We start from the raw sequence: 25,708 nt of genomic DNA, 5'->3' as shown, positions 1-25,708 counted from the left end.
ACGAAAGTATAAACATAAAACAGAGGTCAGTGCAAAACCGAAAGGTTCGTGAGTAGAAATTCACTATTATTCATACACGAAATCGTTGTAAACAATTATGAAATACCTGCTACAAATATTAATTATCACTTTAATTTTTAGTTCTTGCAAACCAAATAAACAGGTTTATGAGAATTACAAATCTGAAGTTTTAGAAATCCAGCAAATTAATGATAAGGTTTTTCAACACATTTCATATTTAAATACTAAAAGTTATGGAAAATACCCTTGCAATGGATTGATTTACATTAATGGTAATGAAGCCATAATTTTTGACACACCAACTAACAACAAAGCATCATCTGAATTAATTAATTGGATTGGAGATAAAAACATTAAGGCTGTTGTCGTTACTCATTTTCACGAAGATTGTTTAGGCGGATTAAATGAATTTCACTCAAACGGAGTTAAATCTTTCTCAACAAATCAAACCATTGAACTTGCGAAAGAAGATAACAGAGAAACATTACCACAAAAAGGTTTTGACAAAGAGCATAAATTTCTAATAGAAAATGAAGTTGTTTTTGCAAAATATTTCGGACAAGGACACACAAAAGATAATATTGTCGGTTATGTCCCGAGTGAAAAAACCTTGTTTGGCGGTTGTTTAGTCAAATCGTTAAATGCATCAAAAGGTAATCTTGCAGATGCAAACACGGAAGATTGGTCAAAAACCGTTGAAAAAGTAAAGAGTGAATTTCTAGAAATAGAAAACGTAATTCCAGGACACGGAAAAAATGGAGGAACAGAGCTTTTGGAATATACCTTTAACCAATTCAAAGTTTATAATGAACGATTTGTTTTCTTTCTTCACAATCGATATTTAGAAACTCACGAATTAGAGGAATCTCATCCTGATTTTGGGCGAACAGAATACAAGGAAATTTTATCAGAATTTGAAATAAGCGGACTAAATGTAATTAGTGAAAAACGAAAAGGGAATGTAAATGCTAGTGAATATGCACAAGGAATAGTTTATCAAATCGACAGCTTAATTACAATTGGAGTAAAGCCAAATAAAATAACAGTAGTTGGAAAATCGAAAGGTGGATATATTGCTCAATATGTTTCTACTTTAGCCAATAATCCTGAATTGAATTTTGTTTTTATTGCAAGTTTTCAGGAAAACGACATCCAAAATATTCCCGAAATCAACTATTGTGGAAACATCTTGAATATTTTTGAAAAATCAGACCCATATGGAGTTTCAGCAATTAAAAGAAAAGAAAGCTCGACTTGTAAGATTGAGAATTTTAAAGAAATTGAGTTAAATACAGGAATGGGACACGGATTTTTATTCAAACCATTAATGGAATGGATTGAACCGACAATACAATGGGCCAATGGAAATTATGAAATAAAATAATTAACTGTGGGCAACAATGTATAAAAACAATAGCGGTTTAATCACTAAAAAGAAAGTACGGAAACATATAAAGCAAACTATGAGAACTTTTACATTTGTAATTTTATGTATTCTTCTTTTCGGAGCACAAACGACGTTCGGACAAAATAAAACGGATATTATAATTGGAAGTCAGTTCATTATTAAATCTAGTATTTTAAATGAAGAAAGAACTTGTTTAATAAGTATTCCTGATTCATATAATGATTCAACTGAAGTGGCGAAAAAATATCCAATTATCATATTATTGGATGGATATACTCATTTTAAAACAGCATCTGGAATAGTACATTTTATGAGTTCCAATAGAAACCGAAACAATTTAATGCCAGAAAATATTATTATAGCCATAGAAAATATTGACCGTGAACGAGATTTTACCCTTACAAAAATTAAGACGAAACGACCAAATACTATGGGAGGTGGAAGGAATTTTTTGAATTTCATCGAAAAAGAGCTAATACCATATGTTGATGAAAATTATAGAACAGAACCGTCTAGAACTCTCGTTGGACATTCTTTAGGAGGTCTACTTACATTAAATTCTTATATGGATAAAAATAGCGTTTTCAATGCTTACGTTTCTATAGACCCAAGTATTTGGTGGAGTGAAACGATGATGAAAAACAAAGTTGATTCTATTTCATCAATATCATTGAATAAAAAACTTTATATAGCTACTGCCAATCAAGGAGAGGCTAGTTACGAGCGGAATAAAAAAAGACACGACTATCTCTATGAATTAATCACAAAGAAATCGGAAGAACCTCTAAATGTCGAAATAAAGTATTTTGACAAGGAAAACCATCGCTCTGTACCATTAATAGCTTTGTACGAAGGTTTAATCTACATTAATCAAGAGAATTGATACTATTGTAGAAAAATACGTTTGGTAACCGTATATAACTCATAGCTAATTAATTGCTTAATTGAAGTTAAGGCATATTTGCAAGTTCGTCAAATTTAAAAATTTGGCTTGTGCTCAACCGAAAAATAATCTTTAATTTCCACGCTACGAGCCATATACAAGACCGATACCAAAAACAAAAATCAATATAAAGCGGGAAAGCCGAAAACCCGACCAAAGTAGGCACTAAACAATCAGAATTATGAAAAGAACAACCGACCGACTGACTTTACTCGTTACACTTTTTGCATTGGCTTTTGGATTACAGAGTTGTGAACAAAAACAAAAGGAAGAAACAAAAGAGGTTGAAAAAGAAGTAATAGCTGCATCTGAAAAACCTGAATATTTTCTCTTACGGCCAGAGGTTGAAAAAGCTTATGGATATTCTCACGCAGTAAAAATTGGAAATAATATAAAAATTTCTGGAGCTGTTAGTATGGACGAAGAAGGAAATCCAACCGCAATTGGCGATATAGAACAGCAAATGAAAAATTGTTACGCGGATTTGGAAAAAATATTAAAGCACTTTGGTTGCACATTTGACGATGTGGTAAAAGAAGACATTTTCACAACCGATATGGCTCAAATGCTTCAAAAATCGGCATATCGTGCCGAGATTTATAAAAATGGATTTCCGACCGGTTCTTGGCTTGAAGTACAGGGATTGGCATTACCTGAATTTATGGTTGAAATTGAACTTGAAGTACATAAATCGGAATAAAAAGTACGAAAGCACAACAACCTGTGATTCATTACAACCAACCGCTAACCAATGATAAAATTCTTTCGAAAAATTAGACAAGATTTACTTTCAAAAGGTAAAACCGGAAAGTACTTTAAATATGCTATCGGAGAGATAGTCCTTGTTATGATTGGTATTCTTCTTGCTTTTCAAGTTAATAATTGGAATAGCAATCGAATCGAAAAGAAGAAAGAAGCCAATTATATTGAAAACATTAATAAGCAATTTCAGCTGAATAGAGCGCAATTAGATACTGTGACTTTAGGTCATCAAAAAACCTATACCAATGCTACAAAGATTTTAAACTTAGTACCAATAGAAATTGATAAAGTAAATAAAGATTCTTTATCATTTTATATTACAGAGACATTTTACAATTATACATTTAACCCCCAAAATTCAACAATTGACGCATTAACCAATACCTCTGATTTTGAAATCATATCTAATCTTGAATTAAGAGGGCTTTTACAAAAATGGAAGGAACTTGTTAAGGATTATCAAGAAGAAAAAATATCTTTTCAAAACTATTTTCTTGATAGTTACATACCATACTTCAAGAATCATATTTCTTTACTAAACTTAATTAATAACGCCAATATTTTTGATGATAGCAATGTTGAATATTCCTTCTTAAGTAGCTTGGCGTTTTAAAATATGATTACCCTCCAAAAGAAATTTGTAAGCAATATAATATTAGAATCTGAATTCAAAGAAGTTAATGAAACAATCAATCGAATAATTGAATTAACAAGTTCTGAAAAATGAAATAACGAAAGCAGAACAAAACCAAAAGATTTCGCTCTGTGCGTGGCGGAAAGTAAACGCTAGTTTGCTCCCGTGCTGTTCATAGCTAAACCGATGCTGTCCAATACGCCTGCGGCGTACTTTTTTTGCGCTGCTTCGCAGGCAATGCACCAAAAGCAAGTGAACACCATCGCATCGCTGCGCTCTATCAGATTCCTAAATCCGTTTGATAATTGATATTTCTACCAAAATCGCCACTAAGGCTTAACTACTTAACACATCAGGACGCTAAATGCAATCTGGTATGTCTAATTTTAATCCCAATAACGCAAAATCCACAAGGGCACGTCCGCTAGCGCGGACTCCTTGGCGAACAATTATATCTGAGTAAACGGAAGTCAAATTCAAATATTATTGTTAATAGGATTTTGCTATATTTCCTTAAAATTCGCCGGACTTCAAATAGCGCGGCGTTATACACCAGGTAAGGGGTAATGAGAAAATCAAAAAATCCGACTTGGAAGACTATGAGAAAGCGCACTCTCAAATAGTAATATCGCTATTTGAGTAGGGTAAGATTATTTTACTAAACAGTTTCTAAAACAAACACATGCAACAGATTTCTTTTTGGAAAACATGGGTAGTGGCAGGCTTACTAATAGCGATGCCCGCAATTGTAACAGCACAGGTGAGTGAGCTCACTCTTGATGACCTGTTCGCAACGCCAAAACTGACGGGAACAACCCCATCCCGGCCGGCGTGGGCACCGAACAGCGAGCACTTCGCCTTTTGCTGGAGTGAACCAGGAAATTCCGGGCGTGGCCTTTGGGTATCCACAAGCGATGGAAAGGAAGTACGCCTCATTTCCGATACGACATCCACCTCAGTACGCGATATGGTTTGGATAGACGCGAACACAATCATCAGTCTGCGAGATAACCAATTATGGCATACATCGCTCAGCCAAGGACAAGACCTCCGATTAATGCCCGTCGAGGCAGGAGCGAGTAACCTGTCGTTATCGCCAAGTGGCAAGCAAGCGACGTATATACAGAACGGTAATCTGTGGCTTGCTAACTTCTCTTCCAAACAGAATCGCCAGCTCACCGAGATCGGCATCGCTAGTCTCTCGAGCTTACAGAAGGGGCGCTACAGCCGATCGGAACGCGAAATCGGTCCAGGCATCTGGAGTGGACCAACGTACAAGTGGTCCCCAGATGGCAAGACTATCGCGTTTCACTCCGTTGATAGACGCAAGATGCGAAAGGTGTCGTTCCCGGATTACCTCGCTGATGAAACGAATCCCAACGAAATACGCAGAAGTTACCCGGGCGATCGCAACGAGATTCGCAAGGTTGGCCTGCTCGATGTAAAAAGCGGTAATCATAGGTACCTCGATTTGCCAGACCCACACGCCAACCAGGTCATCGACTTTAATTGGTCACCGGAAGGTGCGCTGCTGGTTGATATCGCGTCCGACACGGCGGTTGAACGTAGATTGTTCGTCCTTGCACCCGGAGAAAGCCAACTGCGCGAGATTTGGCGGGGTGTTCGAGAGAGTCGCATGTATACCTCGTTTGGGTCTACCTGGCATCCGGATGGGCAGCAGGTCGTTTTCTTAAGCGATATGGGCGATCGCTACGGCCTTTATACGATTGATTCCTCACCGGCTGGAGATAATCGTCCGCAACTCCTGACCGATCCCTCCTACGATGTGCTTTCCGCACCAAGTATTGCTGGCGATGCACTATTTTTTACAGGCAATGGTGTTAATCCGTATGAACAACACGTGTATCGTCTAAATATGTCCGGTGGCGACCCCGAGCGGGTGACGCGTCTTGCTGGCCAGAACGTTGGCTACCCTTCGCCTGATGGCCGACACTTAGTGTTCATGCATAGCAACGACACATCACCGCCCGAGCTTTATGTGGTAAGCCGCGAAGATGCTGATGCTACACGAGTAACCCACTCGCCATTGCCCGCCTTCATGGAGCGAACCTGGGCAAGTGCGGAATACGTTAGTTTCCCCAGTCTTATAGATGACTACACGCTGCATGCTCGGATTCTGAAGCCTGACAACATGAAGCCTGGAAAGAAGTACCCAGTTTTGTTTGGACCCGTATATTCGAATACAGCAAGAAACCGCTGGGCCGGTAACTACAGCCTTGTTCAGCAACTGTTGGTCAAGAAGGGATATATTATCGTTCAGGTGGATTCACGTGGAAGCAACGGTTATGGCCGGGCATTCCGTGAAGAGTTCTTGCTGGGATTTGCCGGTGAGGATATTGAGGATTATGCAAGTGCCGTTGCTTACATGGAATCTCTCGACTATGTTGATCCCAATCGCATAGGCATCTGGGGTAGCAGTTATGGTGGCACACTTTCAGTTTATTCGCTGTTGATGAAGCCGGGCTTATTTCAGGTGGGTGTTGCCGCAGCAGCGGCTGTTGACCCGGTGTTCTTTGGCACGGACGATGTAGCGATTGTTCGTAGCCCACAGACACACCCTGAGGTCTTCGAAAGAAAAGCGCTAAACCATGCAGCAAATCTCGAAGATAAACTTCTGTTCATCCACGGCATGCAGGACCATGTGGTACCATTCAAGACGACGGCCGTGTTGGCCGAGGAACTGATCAAACAAGGTAAGGACTTTGACTTTGCGTTTGCACCAGGAGCCACGCATGGATGGAGCCGTGAGCGGAATTACAATCGCTACCTGTTTGGAAAGATAATCGAATACTTTGACCGATACCTAGCTGTGCCGTCTGAGTAGGTGTTTACAGGTTTCATGTTGTAAGGCATTAAGGAGCGCTAAGCAGATGTTGGAATAACGCATAACAAACAATATACCAAATGCCCCACCTGAGGTATATGATAGTGAAACACAACAAAGAAAATATTAAGGATAAAGATCAAACCTATTAGCGATTCTTTGAGGAAAGAATAAAGAGAGAAGAAAGAGCTAATAAAATAATTTCCGATTTATTGCTAAAAAATATTAAGTACTTTCCAGTGGCTTCATTTTTTTAACCAACGTATGCAGAACCTTGGGATGGAAAAACAGGTCCGCCAAACTTAGAGTTTATATACGACTCAGAGTTTAAGTTAAACAAACCTTATTTCATCAATAATTTTAACCTCATAAAAGCGATGCAAAACGAAAATCATAAAGTACGTTAAGAATTATATCACAAAGGAATAGAAGATAAAATGCGCGCAGAAAATAAATAACGATAGCACAACCATGGTAACAGTTGCGCAAGTCCTTAATTCTTAAAAACACAAAATCGTTTAAGCCTCTCTAAGAAGCTTTTTTCTGGCTGAATCAGTTTTAAAGGTGAATTTTCGGAGCCTTGCGAAGGCTAAAGTAGATTTTGAACAATATTTTTCGCAAACACCTTAAAAGTAACCATTCCCGACCCGTGAATCATTGACACGCATAGTTTTTCGTCCGTATTACCCTCAATTGTAGGTAACGCTAAACTTCTTTTTCTGCGCACACGGTATTCCTTCATTCTGTTACTGGTAACTATTATTTTTCTATGTGTATACTATTATTCAGGAAGATCAGTGAACAAGAAAAAGAGTATGGTCTAAGGTAGGGCAATTGCCTACAATACGGCTGGTAAACCATTTATAAACGACTGTCATAATATCTTCCGAATACTTATTTTATTTTTCTTGTCTAAAGGTTAAAGCATTGTTAATCAGTGTTTAAAATTTGCAATTGGCTTAATTTTTATTATTTTATTAGCTATGATAAAATTAGACAAGACAGACAATACGGAATTTTTAGAAAAATCTATCAACCATTTAGAAGCTACCGGTTTTGAGAATATCAAAGCAGATTTAGAGGGCTATGAAACTCCAAAATCATACCTAAGAAAAGGAGCGGACAACAAAATTACTCCAGATATCGTAGCTCTAAAAAATGGAAGAAAATATTTTTTCGATATCAGTCTTAAATCACAAAAGCCTAGATTATTAAAAACAAAATGGTTGTTTTTAGATGCCTTGAGTAGAATGAAATCTAACAGGTTCAGAATAATTACAACCAGAGGGCACTACAAATTTACTGACGCTATGTTGGAGGATATTAATCTTAGCAATAAGCAGCCCATTAAAATATAACAGCCTTGCTCAGGTAAATTACCTCGGGTAAGGCCCACGAGTCATTTGAAAGAAAGTCAATATTTATTTTGACTAAGCGTCGAAGCATTATAAATATCGATTGTAGAGTAGAAAAAAGGCGCTTTAGGCGCCTTTTTTAGTTTCTAAACATGGCAATATGTGGTATGCCATCTTCTAAATATCCCTCGCCATAAGACTTAAAGCCCAACGAATTGTAAAATTTCTTCAAATATGTCTGCGCAGATAATTTAATAGTGCTTTCTTTAAAAACTTCTGCCACAGCTTTAATGGAGGCCTCCATTATTACTTTGCCATAACCATAGGAGCGTTCTTGTTCTGAGACCACTACCCTTCCTATGCTAGCCTGTTCAAAATAAGCTCCTGCAGGAAACGCCCGTGTATACGCAACAATTTTATTATCCTTCTTACCAATGATATGAATGGCTTTTTGATCCTTGCCATCCAAGTCTTGATAAACACAATCCTGCTCTACCACAAAGACTTGGCTGCGCAGTTGAAGCAGTTGATAAAGCTCGTCACGCTCTATTTCGTTAAAAGATTTTACGCTAATATCCAACATTAGTCCTGTACTATTATTTGTTTACTATCACACTTTCCAAATTCCGGTTGAATGTTTACATGGTTTATTCCATAAGTGTGGTACACCTCCTCTTCTATCCGGTCCAAAATTACATCAAACTCGGATAATTTAATATCTTCTTTAAAATCTATATGCGCCTCTAAATGCATTTCATCCTCATTTAATTGCCAAATATGGACATGGTGCACATTTTTAATGGGTTCTATTTTTCTTATGGTCGTAACGATTTCATCTACCTGAACAGTATTAGGGGTAAAAAGCATAAGAACCTTAGTAGATTGCTTTAATAGATCATAACCCATGTAGATTAAATATAGTGCTATAGCGAAGGTTAATAAGGGGTCTATCCAATAAAATTTATAGAATTTCATTAACAAACCTCCGACCAACACTGCAACGGAGGCCATCATATCGGTTAATAAATGTAGGTAAGCAGATTTCATGTTCATATTCGTATCAGCATCTTTCTTTAATAATAAAACGCTAATTCCGTTGGCTACAATACCTAAAATTGAAAGCCAAATAACTAAATCCGATACTACTTCTTGGGGTGCTATAAAACGAACTATAGCTTCTTTGATCAATAAAATCGCTACAATAATTAAGGTAGCAGAATTTACAAAAGCAGCTATTATTTCTGCCCTCTTGAAACCAAAAGTCTTGTTGGTAGAAGCTTTTCTTTTTGAAAGTATAGTGGCTACATAACTTACAATTAGGGAAAGTACGTCACTAAAATTGTGTAGTGCATCAGAAAGTAACGAAAGACTACCAGAAATAATTCCTCCTATAACTTGAGATACGGTAATTACCGTGTTCAATATAATAGAGATAATAAGATTCCTACCCTTTACCTCTGTATGCGTATGGTTGTGATTATGTTTATGCACCGGACATAATTTTATTAAAGTAAACTACCTCAGAGTAAGCCCGCGAGGCATTCGTAGGAAATGAACATTTAATTTCGAGGCTGGCCTCGGGGTATAATATCCCTTTGCGGTAGCAATAAATGATTAACCTAAGCTGGCCCATCATCCAGATAATTAAACTACACTAAAAGCGTATGGTCCAAGCAAAGAGAATTTGTTAAGAATGATTGACTTAGACTTTACGAACTATGAACAAGGTATTTTAACAACCCTACGTTCATGCCTACCACCTTCAAAATCCGTATCTAAGAATGTTCTTACCATTTCCAATGCTTGTGGTAATGAAATATATCTTGCTGGTAAGCTTAAAATGTTTGCATCGTTATGCTGTCTTGCTAATGCTACTATCTCTTTTGTCCAACAAAGGGCAGACCTTACTTTCTGATGTTTATTGGCGGTCATGGAAGCACCATTACCGCTACCGCAGATGATAATTCCAAAATCGGCTTTCTCCGATTCAATATCTTGGGCAACAGGATGCACAAAATCCGGATAATCCACACTGTCCGTTCCATCCGTTCCATAATTGGACACTTCTATGTTTTTGGATTTTAAAAGTCCAATAATCGCAAGCTTGTATTCTGTACCTGCGTGATCATTACCAATGGCTATTTTCATAGTAGGCTTATTATATAATTAGGTCGGGGAAACCGTAGTATTTGGTACAAATGTACAACATACAAGGAGTTCACCACAAAAAACGTCACTTACACAACATATTTTAGCTATCCATTCCTACTTATTGTTCATTAGTAAGTTAAATAGTAGGACAACCGCTTTAAAAATTGTTTACAAAAAACAGTTAAAAAATTTGGTTGTGAAACTCCTTTTTTGATTAGCACCTATTTTGTTCATAGACTAAAAATAATATTAGAAAAAATCATTACGTTGTAAAGAAATTTGTGCTGCTAGTTAACACTGATTTTATAGAAACTTATTAATAAATAGCTGTTGAAATTGGTTATCAACTTATACTGATAACTAATTCAAATTTCTGATTATCAGCATACATTTGTGTTCTTTATATGTGAACAACTTATGGTATCTCAGAAAGTCAAGTAATACCTAAATAAGTTATCACGCCTATTAACAAACAATCATAATCATCATTTTATTTTTAAAATTTATAAAAGAAATAGTTATTATATAATATATGTTGATAACCTTGAAAAATAAACAGGAAGCTCAGGAATAAAGGAGGTAGTGGATTATAATTCGTAATTTTCAAAAAATTAAAATTTTAATGTCGAAGAGAAATAAGAAGGCGAGAAACCATAGAAGAAATGAAATTACCAAAGGCATTTTTACGGTATTGGAGAAAGAACCGAAGAAAAGCTTTAATTATAAGCAAATAGCTGCTAAAATTGGTGTTACAGAAGCTAATGATAGAAATAATCTGATTAAAAGATTAGTACAATTAAAGGAAAAGAAGCGCATTTTAGAGGTAAGTAGGGGAAATTATCAAGTACTTAAAGATAACAAGACCTATCATGAAGGAGTGGTTGATATTACTGGTAAAGGAAATGCATACATCGTTATCGAAGGAATGGAAGATGATGTGTTTGTACCTAGTAATAAACTGAACAAGGCTTTTCATAAGGACCGCGTAGAAGTATATATTTATCCTAGAAGAGATAAAAAGAAGTTAGAAGGTGATATTCATAGAGTTATAGAGCGTCATAAAACTACTTTCGTAGGAGTTTTGGATATGCAAAAGACGTTTGCATTTGTAAGGCCAACGGATTTTAGAATGTACACGGATATTTTTGTCTCTTTAGATAAGATAAAAGACGCGAATAACGGGGATAAGGTCATTGTGGAAATTACAGAATGGCCAGAGGATGTGGATTCCCCTTACGGTTATGTTACAGAGGTTCTAGGAAAACCAGGTGAACATAATACAGAAATTCATTCCATATTAGCAGAATACGGACTGCCTTATGAATTCCCTACGGAGGTGCAACGTTTTGCAGATGACTTGGATACCAGTATAAAACCATCGGAAATTAAGAAAAGAAGGGATATGCGTAATGCATTAACCTTTACTATTGATCCTAAGGACGCAAAAGATTTTGATGATGCTTTATCGTTTACCGTTTTAGAAAACGGTAACTATGAAATAGGTGTTCACATTGCAGATGTTTCTCATTATCTAAAAGAAGGAACCGTATTGGATGACGAAGCTTATGAAAGAGCAACATCTGTTTATTTAGTAGATAGGGTGGTACCTATGTTGCCAGAAGTGCTATCTAATAATGCTTGTTCGTTGAGACCGAATGAGGAGAAATATACGTTTTCCACTATATTTCAATTAGATGATAAAGCGAAACTAGTAGATCAGTGGTATGGTAGAACGGTAATTAATTCTAACGAACGTTTTGCTTATGAAGAAGCGCAACATATAATTGAAACCGGTAGTGCCTCCATCCCAAAGGATATATCTATACGCGAGAGTGCCTATAAAGTTGATAAAGAGGTGGTAAATGCTACTTTGGTTATGGATAAATTGGCTAAAATTATGCGTAGTAAACGTATGGATCAAGGTGCAATTTCATTTGATAAGGTTGAAGTGCGTTTTAATCTGAATGCAGAGAATGAACCAGTAGGCGTTTACTTTAAGGAGTCTAAAGATGCTAATAAGTTGATAGAGGAATTCATGTTACTTGCTAATAGAAAAGTGGCAGAATTTATTGGTAAACAAAAACCAAAAAAGACTTTTGTTTATCGCATACATGATGATCCTAATGAGGATAAACTTATGGCGCTGAATGGTTTAATCAAAAGGTTTGGTCATAAGTTAGATTTTACGGATAAGAAATCTATTAGTTCTTCCTTGAACAAGTTGCTGTCAGATGTTAAGGGTCAAAAGGAACAGAATTTGGTAGATACATTAGCCATAAGAACAATGAGTAAGGCCATATATACCGTGGATAATATAGGCCATTACGGACTAGCTTTTGACTATTATACGCATTTTACCTCTCCAATAAGAAGATATCCGGATGTTATGGTGCATCGGCTTTTACAACACTACTTAGATAATGGTAAATCGGCTAAGGCTGAAGTGTACGAACAAAAGTGTCAACACTCTTCAGATATGGAAGGATTGGCCGCTAGTGCTGAAAGAGATTCCATTAAATATATGCAGATTAAATTTATGCAGGATCATGATGATAAAGAGTTTGTAGGCGTAATAAGTGGTGTAACAGAATGGGGAATCTATGTTGAAATCATAGAGAATAAGTGCGAAGGAATGGTACGTATAAGAGACATAAAAGGAGATTATTATATCTTTGACGAAAAAGAATATGCCGTTGTAGGGGAGCGAACAAAAAAAACATATCAATTAGGTGATGAAGTAATTGTTATGGTGAAAAATACAGATTTAGAAAAACGTCACCTGGATTTCTCACTAGTCGGTAAACATAATTAGTTTATTTTATGGAATGATGTTTGCGAATAGGGAGCTGTAAAAACATCCTCAAAGGGGATATAAATTAATTAGTATGAAGTATATCGTACTGTTATTGTGTTGTTTAAATTTCTTAGTTGGAACGGGGCAGGATAATAAAATTACCAAAAGTTTGAGTAAATTCTCTGAAGTAAAGGGTTTTGACGGATTGTCAATAAATCTTATACGCTCTTCGGAGAACAAGGCAATAATTACAGGAGAAAGTACGGATAAGGTAGCTATTGTTAATAATAGTGGTGTACTTAAAATCCGGATGCAAATAGGAAAAATTTTTAGTGGTTATAAAACTTTTGTGGATTTATATTACACCGATGATATTATGGTCATTGATGTTAATGAGGATGCAAGAATTAATTCTGAAGGTACTATAAAACAGGATGTCATAGAGTTAAAGGCACAAGAGGGAGGCGAATTAACGGTAGCGGCGGAAGTTGAACAGATGCTTATCAAATCGGTTTCCGGTGGCGTTATAGAAACGAATGGATTTTCTGAGTTACAAGATGTACAGATTAATACAGGTGGTGTTTATGAGGGAAAGAATTTTAAAACTAAGTTTTCTACCGTAAATGTCAATGCAGGCTCTAAAGCTGAGATATATGCTAGTGAGTATGTTAAGGCGGCGGTTAAAGCTGGTGGGGAAGTACTGGTCCACGGTGATCCGCCAAAATTAGAAGAGAAAACTGTTTTTGGAGGGGTTATAAAAAGAATGTAGTTTAGCAATGTTAGAAGATATACAGGCTGCAATACCATTAGGCTTTTTATTAAGCTTTATGATTGGGCCTGTTTTTTTTGTTTTATTAGAAACAAGTGCTCTAAAAGGGTTTAGAGCGGCGTTAAGTTTTGATATCGGTGTCATAGTTGCTGACATAATATTTATACTTGCAGCGTACTTCAGTAGTTATCAGCTATTGGAAAATCTAAGTAACCAACCTGGCTTATATGTTTTTGGTGGAGTTATTCTTTTGGTTTACGGGATTACTACTTTCTTTAAGCAGGGTATTAAGAAGGATATAAAAAAACCAATTAAGGTAAAAAGGAACGATTATTTAAGTTTGTTCGTTAAAGGTTTTTTCTTAAACTTTATTAATATAGGAGTACTAGTGTTTTGGTTAGGTGTCATTATTATCGTGGGTCCAAGTTTAGATAACGAACCTATGCGTATACGAGTATTCTTTACGACGATGTTGCTTGCATATTTTATCACAGATATCTTTAAAATATTGTTAGCCAAACAGTTGAAAAGAAAACTTACATTGAAACGAGTCCATTTTATTAAAAAAGGAATCGGTTTAATTTTAGTTATTTGTGGTATTGTTTTAATAGTAAAAGGGTTTCTACCAAGAGACCGTTTTACGATTGAGAGTGGACTTGAGAAAATAGAAGGTATTAGAAATACGCCATAGAAAAGCCGGTCTAGAACCGGCTTTTCATTGATATTGGTTTACTTATTTTTTATAGTTATCGTTCAAAACCTTTACAATCTCAGAAGTTAAGTCGTTGGTTTCGGTTCCGTAGAGTACGCTACCACCATCACCACCACCCAGTATATAACTATAACCATTGGCTTTTCCGTAGGCTTCAATTTGGGCTTTAACGTTTTTGACTACACTATCCATTTCAACTTGACCTTCAGTCTGAAGTTGTTGATCTTCTTGTTGTAGTTGCTGACCCATGAATTGTCCTTTTTGTTGAAAGGCCGCATATTCTTCCTGCGCTTTTTGTTGTGACATCTTTTGAGCTTTTGCCTGAAAAGCTTGAGCTTCAATTTGAAAAGCTTGTGAGATACTATCCCTTTTTTTAGTTAACGCGTCGGCTTTAGTTTTGAACTTAGCTTCAACATCAATTTTCTCTTGATATTCGTTCATTAGTTTAATGTTGTCAACGTAACCAATTTTCTCTTGTTTACAGGATACAAAAACGGCAAGGCAAGAAATTGTAAAAAGTATTTTTTTCATTAGAATTGAAATTTTAGTTGAGCAAAAATAGTAAAGGTTTCTGTATAGTAGCTATTTCTTTGTATAAACTAGGAAGAGCTTATTTATACATTATAGAAAATTTTGATATTCAGAACAGAATAAATAGAGAATATCAATATAATAGGTCTTCATAGAGCGTTTTTAAGAGCGTTTTACTTATAAAGAATAGTTATATATAGAGAATAGCGAATAAAGATGTTGAGGTGCTTTATAGTGGATTTTATCGTTTTTGAAGTACGTATATAATGGAGGAGTATTCACCGTTGAAGAAAGCGCTAATGTTAGAAACTAATCCGGTCAAAAATGCACGAAAATAATTAGGGCGTCCATGTTTATATTTTTCCGATAGGATGGAAACATAAAAGGAGTCGAAATACATGGGGACAGTTTTGGTAAGTGTGTAGCCATAAGGTTTAAAAATTTTGGTTATAGACTTCTGAGAGAAATGCCAGAGATGTCTTGGTGTGTCATATGCGGCCCAATGGGATTTGTATTTGTTAGCATCATATGATTTGTAATTGGGTACGGCTATAATGAGGAAGCCGTTTTTTTTCAGTTGCCTCGTGAAACCTTTTATCTGATTATCTAAATCTGGAAGATGTTCTAGGACATGCCAAAGTGTTATGACATCTGATTTAGTGGTAATTTCGGTGATTGAATTTTTTAGATAAACTCCTTTGCTTTCCGCGATGGTACGAGCTGTGATGTTTGGTTCAATACCTTGAGTGGTCCAATTTTTTTTAGAGATAACTTTTAGAAATTCACCTGTGCCTGCTCCAATGTCAAGAATGGTTTTGGAAGAAGTGTTTAGGTGTTCAAGAAGTCTTATTTTTTTATATGTTGTATATTTTTTTACATAGGAGTAAACTTTATCTAGTAAGGTTTTATTAGCGTCGGTATGTGAAATGTAGCTATCACTTTGGTAATATTTATGCAGATTTTCTGGTTGAGGTGTTGTGACCAACATGTCGAGATCTGCCTTATATTTTAACTGGAACTGTTCTCCGGTGAGGAAGTAGTCTTTAGTTTTAATATAGGTTTCCATTAGTGGGGTTTAAGAATTCGAGTTGAAAGTTCAGTTATTTACAGGACAAAAAAAAACCGTCTTTGTAGAAGACGGTTTTTTTATAATGTTCCACGTGGAACGATCTTGTATTATCTTCCTAGAAAAACTAAAAGCACACTGATATCACTTGGTGTAACCCCGCTTATTCTTGACGCCTGTGATATGGTGACCGGTTGAATGTTTGTCAATTTTTCTCGAGCTTCATAGGATAGGGATTTTAATTTGGTGTAGTCGAAGTTGTTGGGAATTTTAACCGATTCTAAACGATGAAGTTTGTCTGCGTTAAGTTTATCCTTGGCAATGTACCCTGCATATTTTACCTGTACTTCAGTCTGCTCTAAGATTTCTCTATCCAATTGGTTGGTTTTAACAAAATCGGACACGGGTTCAAGTTGTAACATATGCTCCATAGTAATCTTTGGTCTGGATAACGCTTTGAACATTTTATCGGATTGTTTTACAACTGCAGATGAAACGCTCTCTAGTATTGGATTAATGTCTTCTGGTAAGACACTTGTTTCTTTGAAGAATTTCACAAACTGTTTTGACTTGCTTAATTTCTCTTCCATGCGAATCATGCGTTTCTTAGATGCAAGTCCTAATTCAAAACCTTTTGGCGTTAGTCTTAAATCCGCATTATCCTGTCTTAACAAGGTTCTGTATTCAGCACGGGAGGTAAACATGCGGTAAGGTTCTTCTGTTCCTTTTGTAATAAGATCATCTATAAGTACTCCGATATAGGCTTCGTCTCTTTTTAGAATAAAACTTTCCTTTTCATTAATTTTTAGGTGAGCATTTATTCCAGCCATTAAACCTTGTGAGGCTGCTTCTTCATAACCGGTCGTGCCGTTTATTTGGCCTGCGAAATATAAATTAGCGATGAGTTTAGTCTCTAAGGTATGTTTAAGTTGAGTTGGCGGGAAATAGTCATATTCAATGGCATAACCAGGTCTAAAGAATTTTACTTTTTCAAAACCAATTACAGAACGCAGGGCTTTGAATTGAACATCTTCCGGTAAAGAAGTTGAAAACCCATTGACATATACCTCTACAGTATTCCAGCCCTCTGGTTCAATGAACATTTGATGACTATCCTTATCGGCGAATCTGTTGATTTTATCTTCAATGGAAGGGCAGTATCGAGGTCCAATACTTTTAATACGACCATTGAACATTGGTGAACGATCGAAACCTTCCCTAAGCAAATCATGTACTAATTTACTGGTGTGTGTCATATGACAGTCGCGCTGTGTTGCTAAAGGGATAGTTGGGGTGTAGGAGAATTTTTCGGGTATGGCGTCCCCTGGTTGTATTATCATTTTGGAGTAGTCCAAGGAACGTCCATCTACTCTGGGCGGAGTTCCAGTCTTCATTCGGCCACTTTCAAAACCAAGCGTAGTAAGTTGTTCCGTTATTCCTGTAGCAGCTTTCTCTCCGGAACGGCCACCACCAAATTGCTTTTCACCTATATGTATCAAACCATTTAAAAAGGTGCCATTAGTGAGTACTACTGCTTTTCCTTTGATGTCAATGCCTAGAGAAGTTTTGACTCCAACGATTTTGTCACCTTCGACTAGAAGCCCGGAGACCATTTCCTGGTAGAAGTCAACATTGGGAGTGTTCTCCAAAGCTAGACGCCATTCTTCAGCGAATCGCATTCTGTCATTCTGAGCTCTTGGGCTCCACATTGCCGGACCTTTGGATTTGTTAAGCATTTTAAATTGTATAGCAGATTTATCGGTAACGATACCGCTATAACCACCCAGCGCATCAATCTCTCGTACTATTTGCCCTTTTGCAATTCCACCCATGGCAGGATTGCAAGACATTTGACCAATTGTCTGTAGATTCATGGTCACTAAAAGGGTTTTCGAACCCATATTGGCCGCAGCTGCTGCCGCTTCAGCGCCGGCATGCCCACCTCCTACTACTATAACATCGTAATTTTCTCCAAACATATCTTACTACTGTTCCACGTGGAACAGATTTATTTTTTCTTCTTCCTTTTTTCTCATCAGCGCAACGGCATCATCACCTTTATCTTGATAACCCAAAAGATGAAGCACACCATGCGCCATTACTCGTAATAATTCATTCTCAAGCGAAACAGCATAAGTTAAACTGTTTTCTGCCACACGTTCAATAGAAATATAAATGTCTCCAGACACAAAGGTATCTTCCGTATAATCAAAGGTGATGATGTCGGTATAATTATCATGATTTAAATATTTTCTGTTGATTTCTATAAGATAGTTGTCGTTACAGAAAATATAATTTAGTTCTTTCGCAACGGCATTCTCCGAAAGGCAAATATCCTTTATCCAAGATGCGTATCTGTTCGGATTCTTTAATGCAAAATCTAGCTCGTAGTGAAAGTTAATCATCGCCTTTAAAGTATGCTTTTACCTTGTTTTGAAAATTTTGGCGCAAAGGTAATGCTTGTCTGTTTAAAATCTCTACTTCGTTACGATAATTATCTAATAATGAGGGCTTAGTGGTTATAGGGTTGGAAAAGTCCTTTAGGTTGGTACTACTCTCGCGTTCTGATTTCTGTCCTTGTTTTAAAGCCGCATTCTCTAGTTTGAGCAGTTCATACTGAATGGTATTTGCTTTATTGATAGTGCGTTGTGTGATGCCGTTTTCGAGTAAATCATTCTCAAAGTCTTCCATTTGACGGATTAACTTTTCTCCCAATTTTCGGTCACCTGAATTGATCATGTTCTCTAATTGTTGTTCTAGCTCTTGGCGGATGCGCTGTTGTTCTTGGTAAATCTCATAGATTTCCTGTAATTCGTCTTCTGAAAGTCCTTGATTTCCAGAGCCACCATTACCATTGCCTTTTCCTTGTTTGGAACCACCTTCACCTTGGCCATCTTGTCCCTCTCCGTTCTTACCTCCTTTTCCCTCGCCCTGCTCACCACCTTGTCCCTGCTTTCCTTTACCCTCTTTTCCTGCTCCTTCTTTCCCTGCTTCTCCTTGCTGTCCTTGTTTTCCACTCCCCTTTTCGCCACTTTGTCCTTGTTTTCCGGATTTACCCATTTTCTCACCTAGGGATTCTTGCCCTTTAATGATATCAGGTAACTGAAAACCGCCTTGGCTGTCTCCTTGGCCCTTGCCCATTTGCATGCTTTGGTTCATATTATCCATTACGTTGGCCAGAAAATCGGCAAGGTTATTAGAAGCGGTAAGCACATATTTTTGATAGGATACTCCTTGGTATATTTGTCCATCTGCCATACTCTCCAAGGACTTGTCTATGTTGTAATAGACCTCTGTAATCTGCTCATTTACAAACTCTGAGAGTTCTGCTTGGCGAAGGGATAGCGCAAATAGGCTATCATCTACGTGTTCGAACAAACCTCTTAACTCCTTTTGATTGCGAACTGTTTTGGCATACTGAGAAGCGTCTTCTTCTTGTCTAGAACTTAGTTGGTCAAATAAAGCTTCTTGTTTAAAAGAGAAAATAATCAGATTATCAAGGATTTGGCGCAGCATTTCGGCATCTTCTGCCACGGAAGAACCTCCACCCCCACCGCTAGTGGCAGATGCACTAAGCTCTTCACTCATTTCTTTCATTTTCTCTGAGGCAGATTTTTGATTTTTCTGGGCATCGGAAGCCGATTTTTCCTTGTTATCATTGCTATTATCTGATTGTTCAGTAGTTTTTTTAATTTCCTCCAAGGCCTTTTTTTGATTCTCTTTTACTCCTTGTTTTTTAGTGTCGTTTACCTGTAGGTCAATTGGCTTTTTTAATTCGGCGTTGTCTTTTTGTAATTCTTCGAGCTCTTTTGCAATTTGTTCGAACTCTTTATTCAATTCCCTTTGTTTTTGGAAGCTATTTTCTTTTTTTACATCCGTCTCTGATAGTTTTCTTTGTTTTTCCGAAAGGTTCTTTAGGTCGGTTGCTAATTGGGAGGCTTTCTCCGTTACATAGTATCTTTTAGTGAGCTCTAATAATTGTTCTAAGCTACGTTCGGAGTTTTGCTGTTTTTTACCCAACTCCTCTAAACGCTTTACCAACTCTTCTTTGTTTATTTTTTCAGCGACTTTGTTCAGTTCCTCTAGTAGTTTTTGATTCTTTTTTGCCGCTAATTCTTGGCGTTCTAGTCGTTCGCGCAGAAGCTGATTCAACTTGTCGTCCTTGTCCCCTTTATTTAAGTTTTCTTTCAGTTCTTTACTGAATTTTTGCATGAGCTCTTCTTGGCGCTCTTGTTTTTGTAAGAAATCTTTTACTTGGTTTTGATCATTAAAGTTTAGGCTATTCTTCTCTTTTTGTGTTTTGTTTAGCTCTTGAAGCGCATCTTTTTGCTCTTTCACTTTTTCCAAGGACTTGTCCAAGTCATTTATCAAGGACTGTTGGGACTCTAAATCTTTGTTCTTTAATTGGTTATCATCTAAAAGCCTGCGGCTAAATACTTGACTTTTAGTAGATTTCCCTTTATGTAGACCATCATTATCTGTAGTTACAAAATAATACTCGTAGTCCTTTCCTGCTTCTATTTCCAGTCCGGAAGGGTAGGTATAATAAAATTGGTTAAAACCACTTTTTGGCTTAGAAATGTTGATGCGTTTGGTATCCTTCTCCTTTCCACGTTCATAATAGACGAGGTCAACGCTTTTTAGGCCATAGTCATCAGCAGCTTCACCGGTGTAATAGGCAAGATTTGGCTCTAAGGAGTCTAAAACCTGTATAACTTTTATCGTTGGGTAACCGTCTTTTATTATTTTAAAACGGTAATCCAATTTTTCATAGTCAGTGGTGTTTTTGTTAGATGTGGTTAATTGATACGGAAAGTCCGCATAGATGCTCTTAGAAAAACTAAAGTCATTCATTTCTTTATTAAAAGGGAGAATCGTGTCTGTTGTAATTAAGTTAATCTTTTCGGTATGCTGTCCTTGTATGTTCCAAGTGACATGGGTCCCCTCTGGTATAGTGGCGTTACCCGTACTTTTTAGAACCTCACTACTTTTATTAAGATAAGACGGATAGTTAAGAACTAATTCAAAATCCATAATGGCCGGTGCCTTTAGTGCTTCTATTACATACGCTCTTGAACTTACTTCGTTTCCTCTAAAACGAAAAGACCCAGATAATATGGGAGGAGATAGCGTGTATCGATAAATTCCTTTTTCTTCTTGAAGGAGTATTTCTTTTCCGTTGAGAACCAAGTAGATGTTTTCTGGTTTAATTTCACCGCTCGTGGTTACTTGAAATGTAAAAGGCTCACTTTCAATCACTTTTAAATTATTGGACAAAAGTTCAAAAGTAAAAGGAGCTGGTGGCTCGTATGCCAAATCATAATTAACAACACGTTCATAGGAACCAAAAAATGATTGCCAATTTCCGGAAACGTATACAATAGCCGCAATCAAAAAAGGGATCGCTGCATACTTGGCATACTTGAAAGCATCCTTATACTGAATTGCATTTGAAAAAGGAATGGGGCCTAATTGTGTGGAGCGCTGGTCTATGCTGGCAAGTAGTAGTTCTGTTTTCTCCGTGTTTTCCGCTAAATCTAGAAGGTTATATAACTTGTCCCCTACGTCTGGAAAATGTTTGCCAATCATTTGTGCGGCATCCTTTACGGAGATACCACCTTTTAGTTTGAACAGGTAAAATAGAGGTGTAAGTATATAATTAAAAAGTAAAAATAATTCAACGGATATAAATAGAAGCAGCAAAATAAGACGACCGGTCGAGCTAAGCCACAATGCGTATTCTACACCCATTATGGCGATAAAGAGAAGTAGACCCAAGGCACAGAAGAGCAACACTCCTTTTATTAATTTTTGGGTATAATGCTTCCGAATAAATTCGTTAAGCTTAAGTAGTATGTTCTGGTAGGTGTGCAATTTGTATTATATTTAATACCAAGATAGGTGTAATCTTATTTTTCGATTAGAAATATTTGTTAAAAGCGTCCAGATGAAGGATTTAAAGTATATAGCGGCCTTATCATTACCTATATCCACCCTTATTGGTTTTTATTTTCAAGGGTACTGGAGTTTTTCTACTCCCATATATGCCTTTGTATGTATACCAATATTGGAAGTGTTATTACCGCATGATATCAGTAATATTAAGGGCAAAGAAAGGGATGCTAAGGAGAAAAGCAAACTATTTGACTGGATGCTTTATTTAAATATACCCATAGTTTATGGACTGTTGCTTTATTTGGTATATGACGTGTCCAAAAATTCTTATGAAACTTTTGAACTGGTTGGATTTGCACTTTCCATGGGAATAGTATTAGGCACAAACGGTATTAATGTAGCACATGAGTTGGGTCATAGAAAAAGTAGAACTGAACGTACGCTAGCTAAGATATTACTACTACCTTCTCACTACATGCATTTTTACATAGAACATAATTATGGACATCATGCACAAGCTGCTACTGCTGAAGACCCCGCAACGGCAAAATACAACCAATCGGTATATTCATTTTGGTTTACTTCGGTCGTTAGACAGTATTGGAGCGCATGGAAACTTCAAGAAAAACTATTGAGGCGAGAAGAAGAATCCTTTTTTTCTATAAAAAACGATATGCTGTGGTACACAATCTGCCAGACCGTCTATTTTGTAGTTTTATATTTATTTTTTGGTCCGCTAGGGCTTTTCATTGCTATTGCTTCTGGAATTATTGGAATTTTGATGTTGGAAACCGTAAATTATATTGAGCACTACGGACTACTTCGGAAAAAATTGCCTTCTGGTCGATACGAAAGGGTTAGGGAAGTGCATTCGTGGAACAGTAATCACGTCATGGGAAGAATTGTGCTTTACGAATTAACGAGACATAGCGATCATCACTACAAATCCTCTAAAAAATATCAGGTTTTGGATTATCACGATATTTCCCCTCAAATGCCCTTTGGCTACCCTACCTCTATGGTACTATCCTTCATTCCTCCTGTTTGGTTTAAGCTTATGAACAGTAGGATACCTGAAGAAATGAAAATACACGGGAAGGTATCTTAATTTCTAAGATTAAACTTACCTAAGGCTAATACGCTTTTTATACCTTTGCGGCATGACAAAGAAAGTACGTGTTCGTTTTGCTCCTAGTCCTACGGGACCATTGCATATTGGTGGTGTTCGCACCGCATTATTCAATTATCTTTTTGCTAAAAAGCATCAGGGCGATTTTATTCTTAGAATTGAGGATACAGACCAAAATAGATATGTTGAAGGTGCTGAAGCGTACATCGTAAACGCATTAAATTGGTGCGGAATTCCCTTTGACGAAGGAGTCGGAAAAGATGGTGGTTTTGGACCGTACAGACAAAGTGAAAGAAAGCATTTGTACAAGGCCTATGCCGAGGAACTCATAGCAAAAGGAAAAGCGTACTATGCCTTTGACACCGCCGAAAAACTAGACCTTCACCGTAAAGATCATGAAGCCAAGGGTAAAACCTTTATTTACAATTGGCATAATAGACTAAAACTGGACAATTCCTTGTCAATGATGCCCGAAGCTGTGGAAAATCGATTGAATTCCGGAGACGATTACGTCATTCGATTTTTAACTCCACCAGATGAAAAGCTTCACCTTAATGACAGTATACGGGGAACTATTGAAATAGACACGAACGTGCTTGATGATAAGGTGTTGTTCAAAAGTGATGGAATGCCCACTTACCATTTGGCCAATATTGTGGATGACCATTTGATGGAAATTTCGCATGTTATTCGTGGAGAAGAATGGCTGCCATCTTTGGCTTTACACCAACAGTTATATGATGCTTTCGAGTGGCAAGCTCCGGAATTTGCACATTTACCACTGATAATGAAACCAGTGGGTAAGGGAAAACTTAGTAAAAGAGACGGAGAAAAAGGCGGGTTTCCGGTATTTCCGCTTTCTTGGAAAGACGCTGCGGGTTATAGAGAGGCAGGATATTTTCCCGAAGCGGTAATTAATTTTTTGGCTTTGCTAGGATGGAATCCAGGAACGGAACAAGAACTATTTAGTCTAGATGAGTTGATAGCATCTTTCTCGTTAGAGCGCGTAAACAAGTCTGGTGCGAGATTTGACCCCGATAAAACCAAATGGTATAATCAGCAGTATATTCAAGCTATGGATAATGTGGGGCTTGCTAAATTATTTAGAGCCGAGCTCGATGATAAATTGAAATCAACTGAAAATAATTTTGCTCCCGATTATATAGAAGATGTAGTTGCTTTAATTAAAGAGCGTGCGGTTTTTGTTTCTGATTTCTGGGACTTGAGCGATTATTTCTTCCTGTCACCAAACGATTATAATGAGAAAGCAGTAAAGAAACAATGGAAGGAAGGAACACCTGCTATTATGGAAGAATTGAGAGCTGTTTTGGAATCTATAAATGATTTTACCTCCCATAACGCAGAAAAAATCATTAAAGAATGGATAGCCGAAAAAGAACTATCCTTTGGCAAGGTAATGCCGCCGTTACGGCTTGTGCTAGTTGGCGACATGAAGGGCCCACATATATTTGATATTATGGGTCTGATTGGTAAATCGGAAAGTATTGGTAGAATAAACAGGGCTCTTCAGAGGTTGACTTAGTATTTTTTATATCGCAAAGGTATTCTTCAAGTGAAATTATGAATTAGTATTTCACAAGTGCAAAACAGGTAGGATACTCAAATGGCACTATAATCTAGTCAAAATGGACTGATAAAGTGTAACAAATCCTCTATAATTACTACATATATACGATAGTGTTTTTGTACATTACAAATATTAACTAAAATCAAAATATTATGGAAAACCTCTTCTTTATACCGATTGTAATTTTTATAGTGCTAGTGTTAATTTCGGGCATTTTTATTGTAAAGCAAAAATCTGCCGCGGTCATAGAAACCTTTGGTAAGTTTAGCAGTATTAGGCAGTCGGGCTTACAATTTAAAATTCCTTTTGTGCAGAAAATTGCTGGTCGCTTAAGCCTTAAGATTCAACAGTTGGATGTAATTATAGAAACCAAAACCTTGGACGATGTATTTGTTAGATTAAAAGTATCCGTACAATATAGGGTTATACGAGAAAAAGTGTACGATGCCTTCTACCAATTGGATTATCCCCATGAACAAATTACATCTTATGTCTTTGATGTGGTACGTGCCGAGGTACCAAAAATGAAACTGGATGATGTTTTTGTTAAAAAAGACGATATCGCTCTAGCGGTAAAAGCGGAACTGAACGACGCTATGTCCGAATATGGATTTGATATCATAAAGACCTTGGTTACGGACATAGATCCGGATGCACAGGTAAAAGAGGCTATGAACCGTATAAACGCCTCAGAACGGGAAAAGATTGCAGCGCAATTCGAAGGTGATGCGGCGAGAATCCTAATTGTAGAAAAAGCAAAAGCAGAAGCAGAAAGCAAGCGTCTACAGGGTCAAGGAATTGCAGATCAACGTAGAGAAATTGCCAGGGGTCTAGAGGAGTCTGTTGAGGTATTGAACAAAGTAGGCATCAACTCTCAAGAGGCATCCGCACTAATTGTCGTAACACAGCACTATGACACCCTACAGAGCATAGGTGAGGAAACGAACACCAATTTAATACTACTGCCAAATTCACCACAGGCAGGTAGCGATATGTTGAATAATATGGTAGCTTCTTTTACAGCGAGTAATATGATCGGGGAGTCTATGAAAAAGACCAACACGCCTAACAAAAAGGTAGGCCCCAAGAAAAATGAGTAAGCAAA

At 37.1% G+C, this 25,708-nt stretch carries 19 protein-coding genes and 1 pseudogene; 12 read left to right on the top strand and 8 right to left on the bottom strand.

The window, feature by feature from the left end:
• Window positions 1-97: 97 nt before the first annotated feature.
• From bla to SJY09_RS13560, 6 genes and pseudogenes are all read left to right on the top strand, one after another.
• Window positions 98-820: pseudogene (gene bla, locus SJY09_RS13585) on the top strand (subclass B1 metallo-beta-lactamase); the annotation flags it as partial.
• 664 nt (window positions 821-1,484) lie between these two features.
• The gene (locus SJY09_RS13580; protein ID WP_396636257.1) at window positions 1,485-2,312 is read left to right on the top strand and encodes an alpha/beta hydrolase; all 828 of its coding nucleotides are present in this window, start codon (window positions 1,485-1,487) and stop codon (window positions 2,310-2,312) included.
• 241 nt (window positions 2,313-2,553) lie between these two features.
• Complete coding sequence (locus tag SJY09_RS13575) at window positions 2,554-3,072, top strand: RidA family protein (RefSeq protein ID WP_396636256.1); 519 nt, start codon at window positions 2,554-2,556, stop codon at window positions 3,070-3,072.
• 51 nt (window positions 3,073-3,123) lie between these two features.
• Window positions 3,124-3,747, top strand: coding sequence for a DUF6090 family protein (locus SJY09_RS13570; protein WP_396636255.1), 624 nt, complete (start codon window positions 3,124-3,126; stop codon window positions 3,745-3,747).
• A gap of 703 nt (window positions 3,748-4,450) precedes the next feature.
• A complete protein-coding gene (locus tag SJY09_RS13565) occupies window positions 4,451-6,613 on the top strand; it encodes a prolyl oligopeptidase family serine peptidase (RefSeq protein ID WP_396636254.1) in 2,163 nt (720 codons plus the stop codon).
• A 983-nt stretch (window positions 6,614-7,596) separates the two neighbouring features.
• On the top strand, window positions 7,597-7,971 hold the full coding sequence (locus SJY09_RS13560) for a hypothetical protein (protein ID WP_396636253.1): 375 nt from the start codon (window positions 7,597-7,599) through the stop codon (window positions 7,969-7,971).
• A gap of 136 nt (window positions 7,972-8,107) precedes the next feature.
• On the opposite strand, the gene SJY09_RS13555 is transcribed toward SJY09_RS13560, so the two are convergent.
• The 3 genes from SJY09_RS13555 to SJY09_RS13545 form a co-directional block, all read right to left on the bottom strand.
• Window positions 8,108-8,551 (bottom strand): GNAT family N-acetyltransferase, encoded by a 444-nt coding sequence (locus SJY09_RS13555; protein ID WP_396636252.1) that lies wholly within the window; start codon window positions 8,549-8,551, stop codon window positions 8,108-8,110.
• On the bottom strand, window positions 8,551-9,459 hold the full coding sequence (locus SJY09_RS13550) for a cation diffusion facilitator family transporter (RefSeq protein ID WP_396636251.1): 909 nt from the start codon (window positions 9,457-9,459) through the stop codon (window positions 8,551-8,553). Before SJY09_RS13550 ends, SJY09_RS13555 begins: the two co-directional genes overlap by 1 nt.
• A gap of 225 nt (window positions 9,460-9,684) precedes the next feature.
• Window positions 9,685-10,116, bottom strand: coding sequence for an RpiB/LacA/LacB family sugar-phosphate isomerase (locus SJY09_RS13545; RefSeq protein ID WP_396636250.1), 432 nt, complete (start codon window positions 10,114-10,116; stop codon window positions 9,685-9,687).
• A 625-nt stretch (window positions 10,117-10,741) separates the two neighbouring features.
• Between SJY09_RS13545 and rnr the strand changes: the two genes are divergently transcribed.
• From rnr to SJY09_RS13530, 3 genes are all read left to right on the top strand, one after another.
• A complete protein-coding gene (gene rnr, locus SJY09_RS13540; RefSeq protein ID WP_396636249.1) occupies window positions 10,742-12,931 on the top strand; it encodes a ribonuclease R in 2,190 nt (729 codons plus the stop codon).
• A gap of 73 nt (window positions 12,932-13,004) precedes the next feature.
• Complete coding sequence (locus tag SJY09_RS13535; protein ID WP_396636248.1) at window positions 13,005-13,682, top strand: head GIN domain-containing protein; 678 nt, start codon at window positions 13,005-13,007, stop codon at window positions 13,680-13,682.
• 7 nt (window positions 13,683-13,689) lie between these two features.
• On the top strand, window positions 13,690-14,373 hold the full coding sequence (locus SJY09_RS13530) for a LysE family translocator (RefSeq protein WP_396636247.1): 684 nt from the start codon (window positions 13,690-13,692) through the stop codon (window positions 14,371-14,373).
• 42 nt (window positions 14,374-14,415) lie between these two features.
• Here SJY09_RS13530 and SJY09_RS13525 read toward each other — a convergent pair whose 3' ends face one another.
• The 5 genes from SJY09_RS13525 to SJY09_RS13505 form a co-directional block, all read right to left on the bottom strand.
• Window positions 14,416-14,925 (bottom strand): OmpH family outer membrane protein, encoded by a 510-nt coding sequence (locus SJY09_RS13525; RefSeq protein ID WP_396636246.1) that lies wholly within the window; start codon window positions 14,923-14,925, stop codon window positions 14,416-14,418.
• Between the two features lie 241 nt (window positions 14,926-15,166).
• Complete coding sequence (locus SJY09_RS13520; RefSeq protein ID WP_396636245.1) at window positions 15,167-15,991, bottom strand: class I SAM-dependent methyltransferase; 825 nt, start codon at window positions 15,989-15,991, stop codon at window positions 15,167-15,169.
• A 110-nt stretch (window positions 15,992-16,101) separates the two neighbouring features.
• Window positions 16,102-17,970 (bottom strand): tRNA uridine-5-carboxymethylaminomethyl(34) synthesis enzyme MnmG, encoded by a 1,869-nt coding sequence (gene mnmG / locus SJY09_RS13515; protein WP_396636244.1) that lies wholly within the window; start codon window positions 17,968-17,970, stop codon window positions 16,102-16,104.
• Between the two features lie 6 nt (window positions 17,971-17,976).
• Window positions 17,977-18,396, bottom strand: a complete 420-nt coding sequence (ybeY, locus tag SJY09_RS13510; protein WP_396636243.1) for an rRNA maturation RNase YbeY — start codon at window positions 18,394-18,396, stop codon at window positions 17,977-17,979.
• Complete coding sequence (locus SJY09_RS13505; RefSeq protein WP_396636242.1) at window positions 18,389-21,865, bottom strand: hypothetical protein; 3,477 nt, start codon at window positions 21,863-21,865, stop codon at window positions 18,389-18,391. Before SJY09_RS13505 ends, ybeY begins: the two co-directional genes overlap by 8 nt.
• A 73-nt stretch (window positions 21,866-21,938) precedes the next feature.
• On the opposite strand from SJY09_RS13505, the gene SJY09_RS13500 reads away from it, so the two are divergent.
• From SJY09_RS13500 to SJY09_RS13490, 3 genes are all read left to right on the top strand, one after another.
• Entirely contained in the window at window positions 21,939-22,994 is a 1,056-nt protein-coding gene (locus tag SJY09_RS13500; RefSeq protein ID WP_396636241.1) for an alkane 1-monooxygenase, read from the top strand.
• 52 nt (window positions 22,995-23,046) lie between these two features.
• Entirely contained in the window at window positions 23,047-24,558 is a 1,512-nt protein-coding gene (gene gltX, locus SJY09_RS13495; RefSeq protein ID WP_396636240.1) for a glutamate--tRNA ligase, read from the top strand.
• Between the two features lie 197 nt (window positions 24,559-24,755).
• Complete coding sequence (locus SJY09_RS13490) at window positions 24,756-25,703, top strand: SPFH domain-containing protein (protein WP_396636239.1); 948 nt, start codon at window positions 24,756-24,758, stop codon at window positions 25,701-25,703.
• Window positions 25,704-25,708: the final 5 nt, after the last annotated feature.

Source organism: Maribacter sp. R77961, from assembly GCF_044594925.1.
GTDB lineage: Bacteria > Bacteroidota > Bacteroidia > Flavobacteriales > Flavobacteriaceae > Maribacter.
This window is presented reverse-complemented; position numbering and strand designations above follow the sequence as displayed.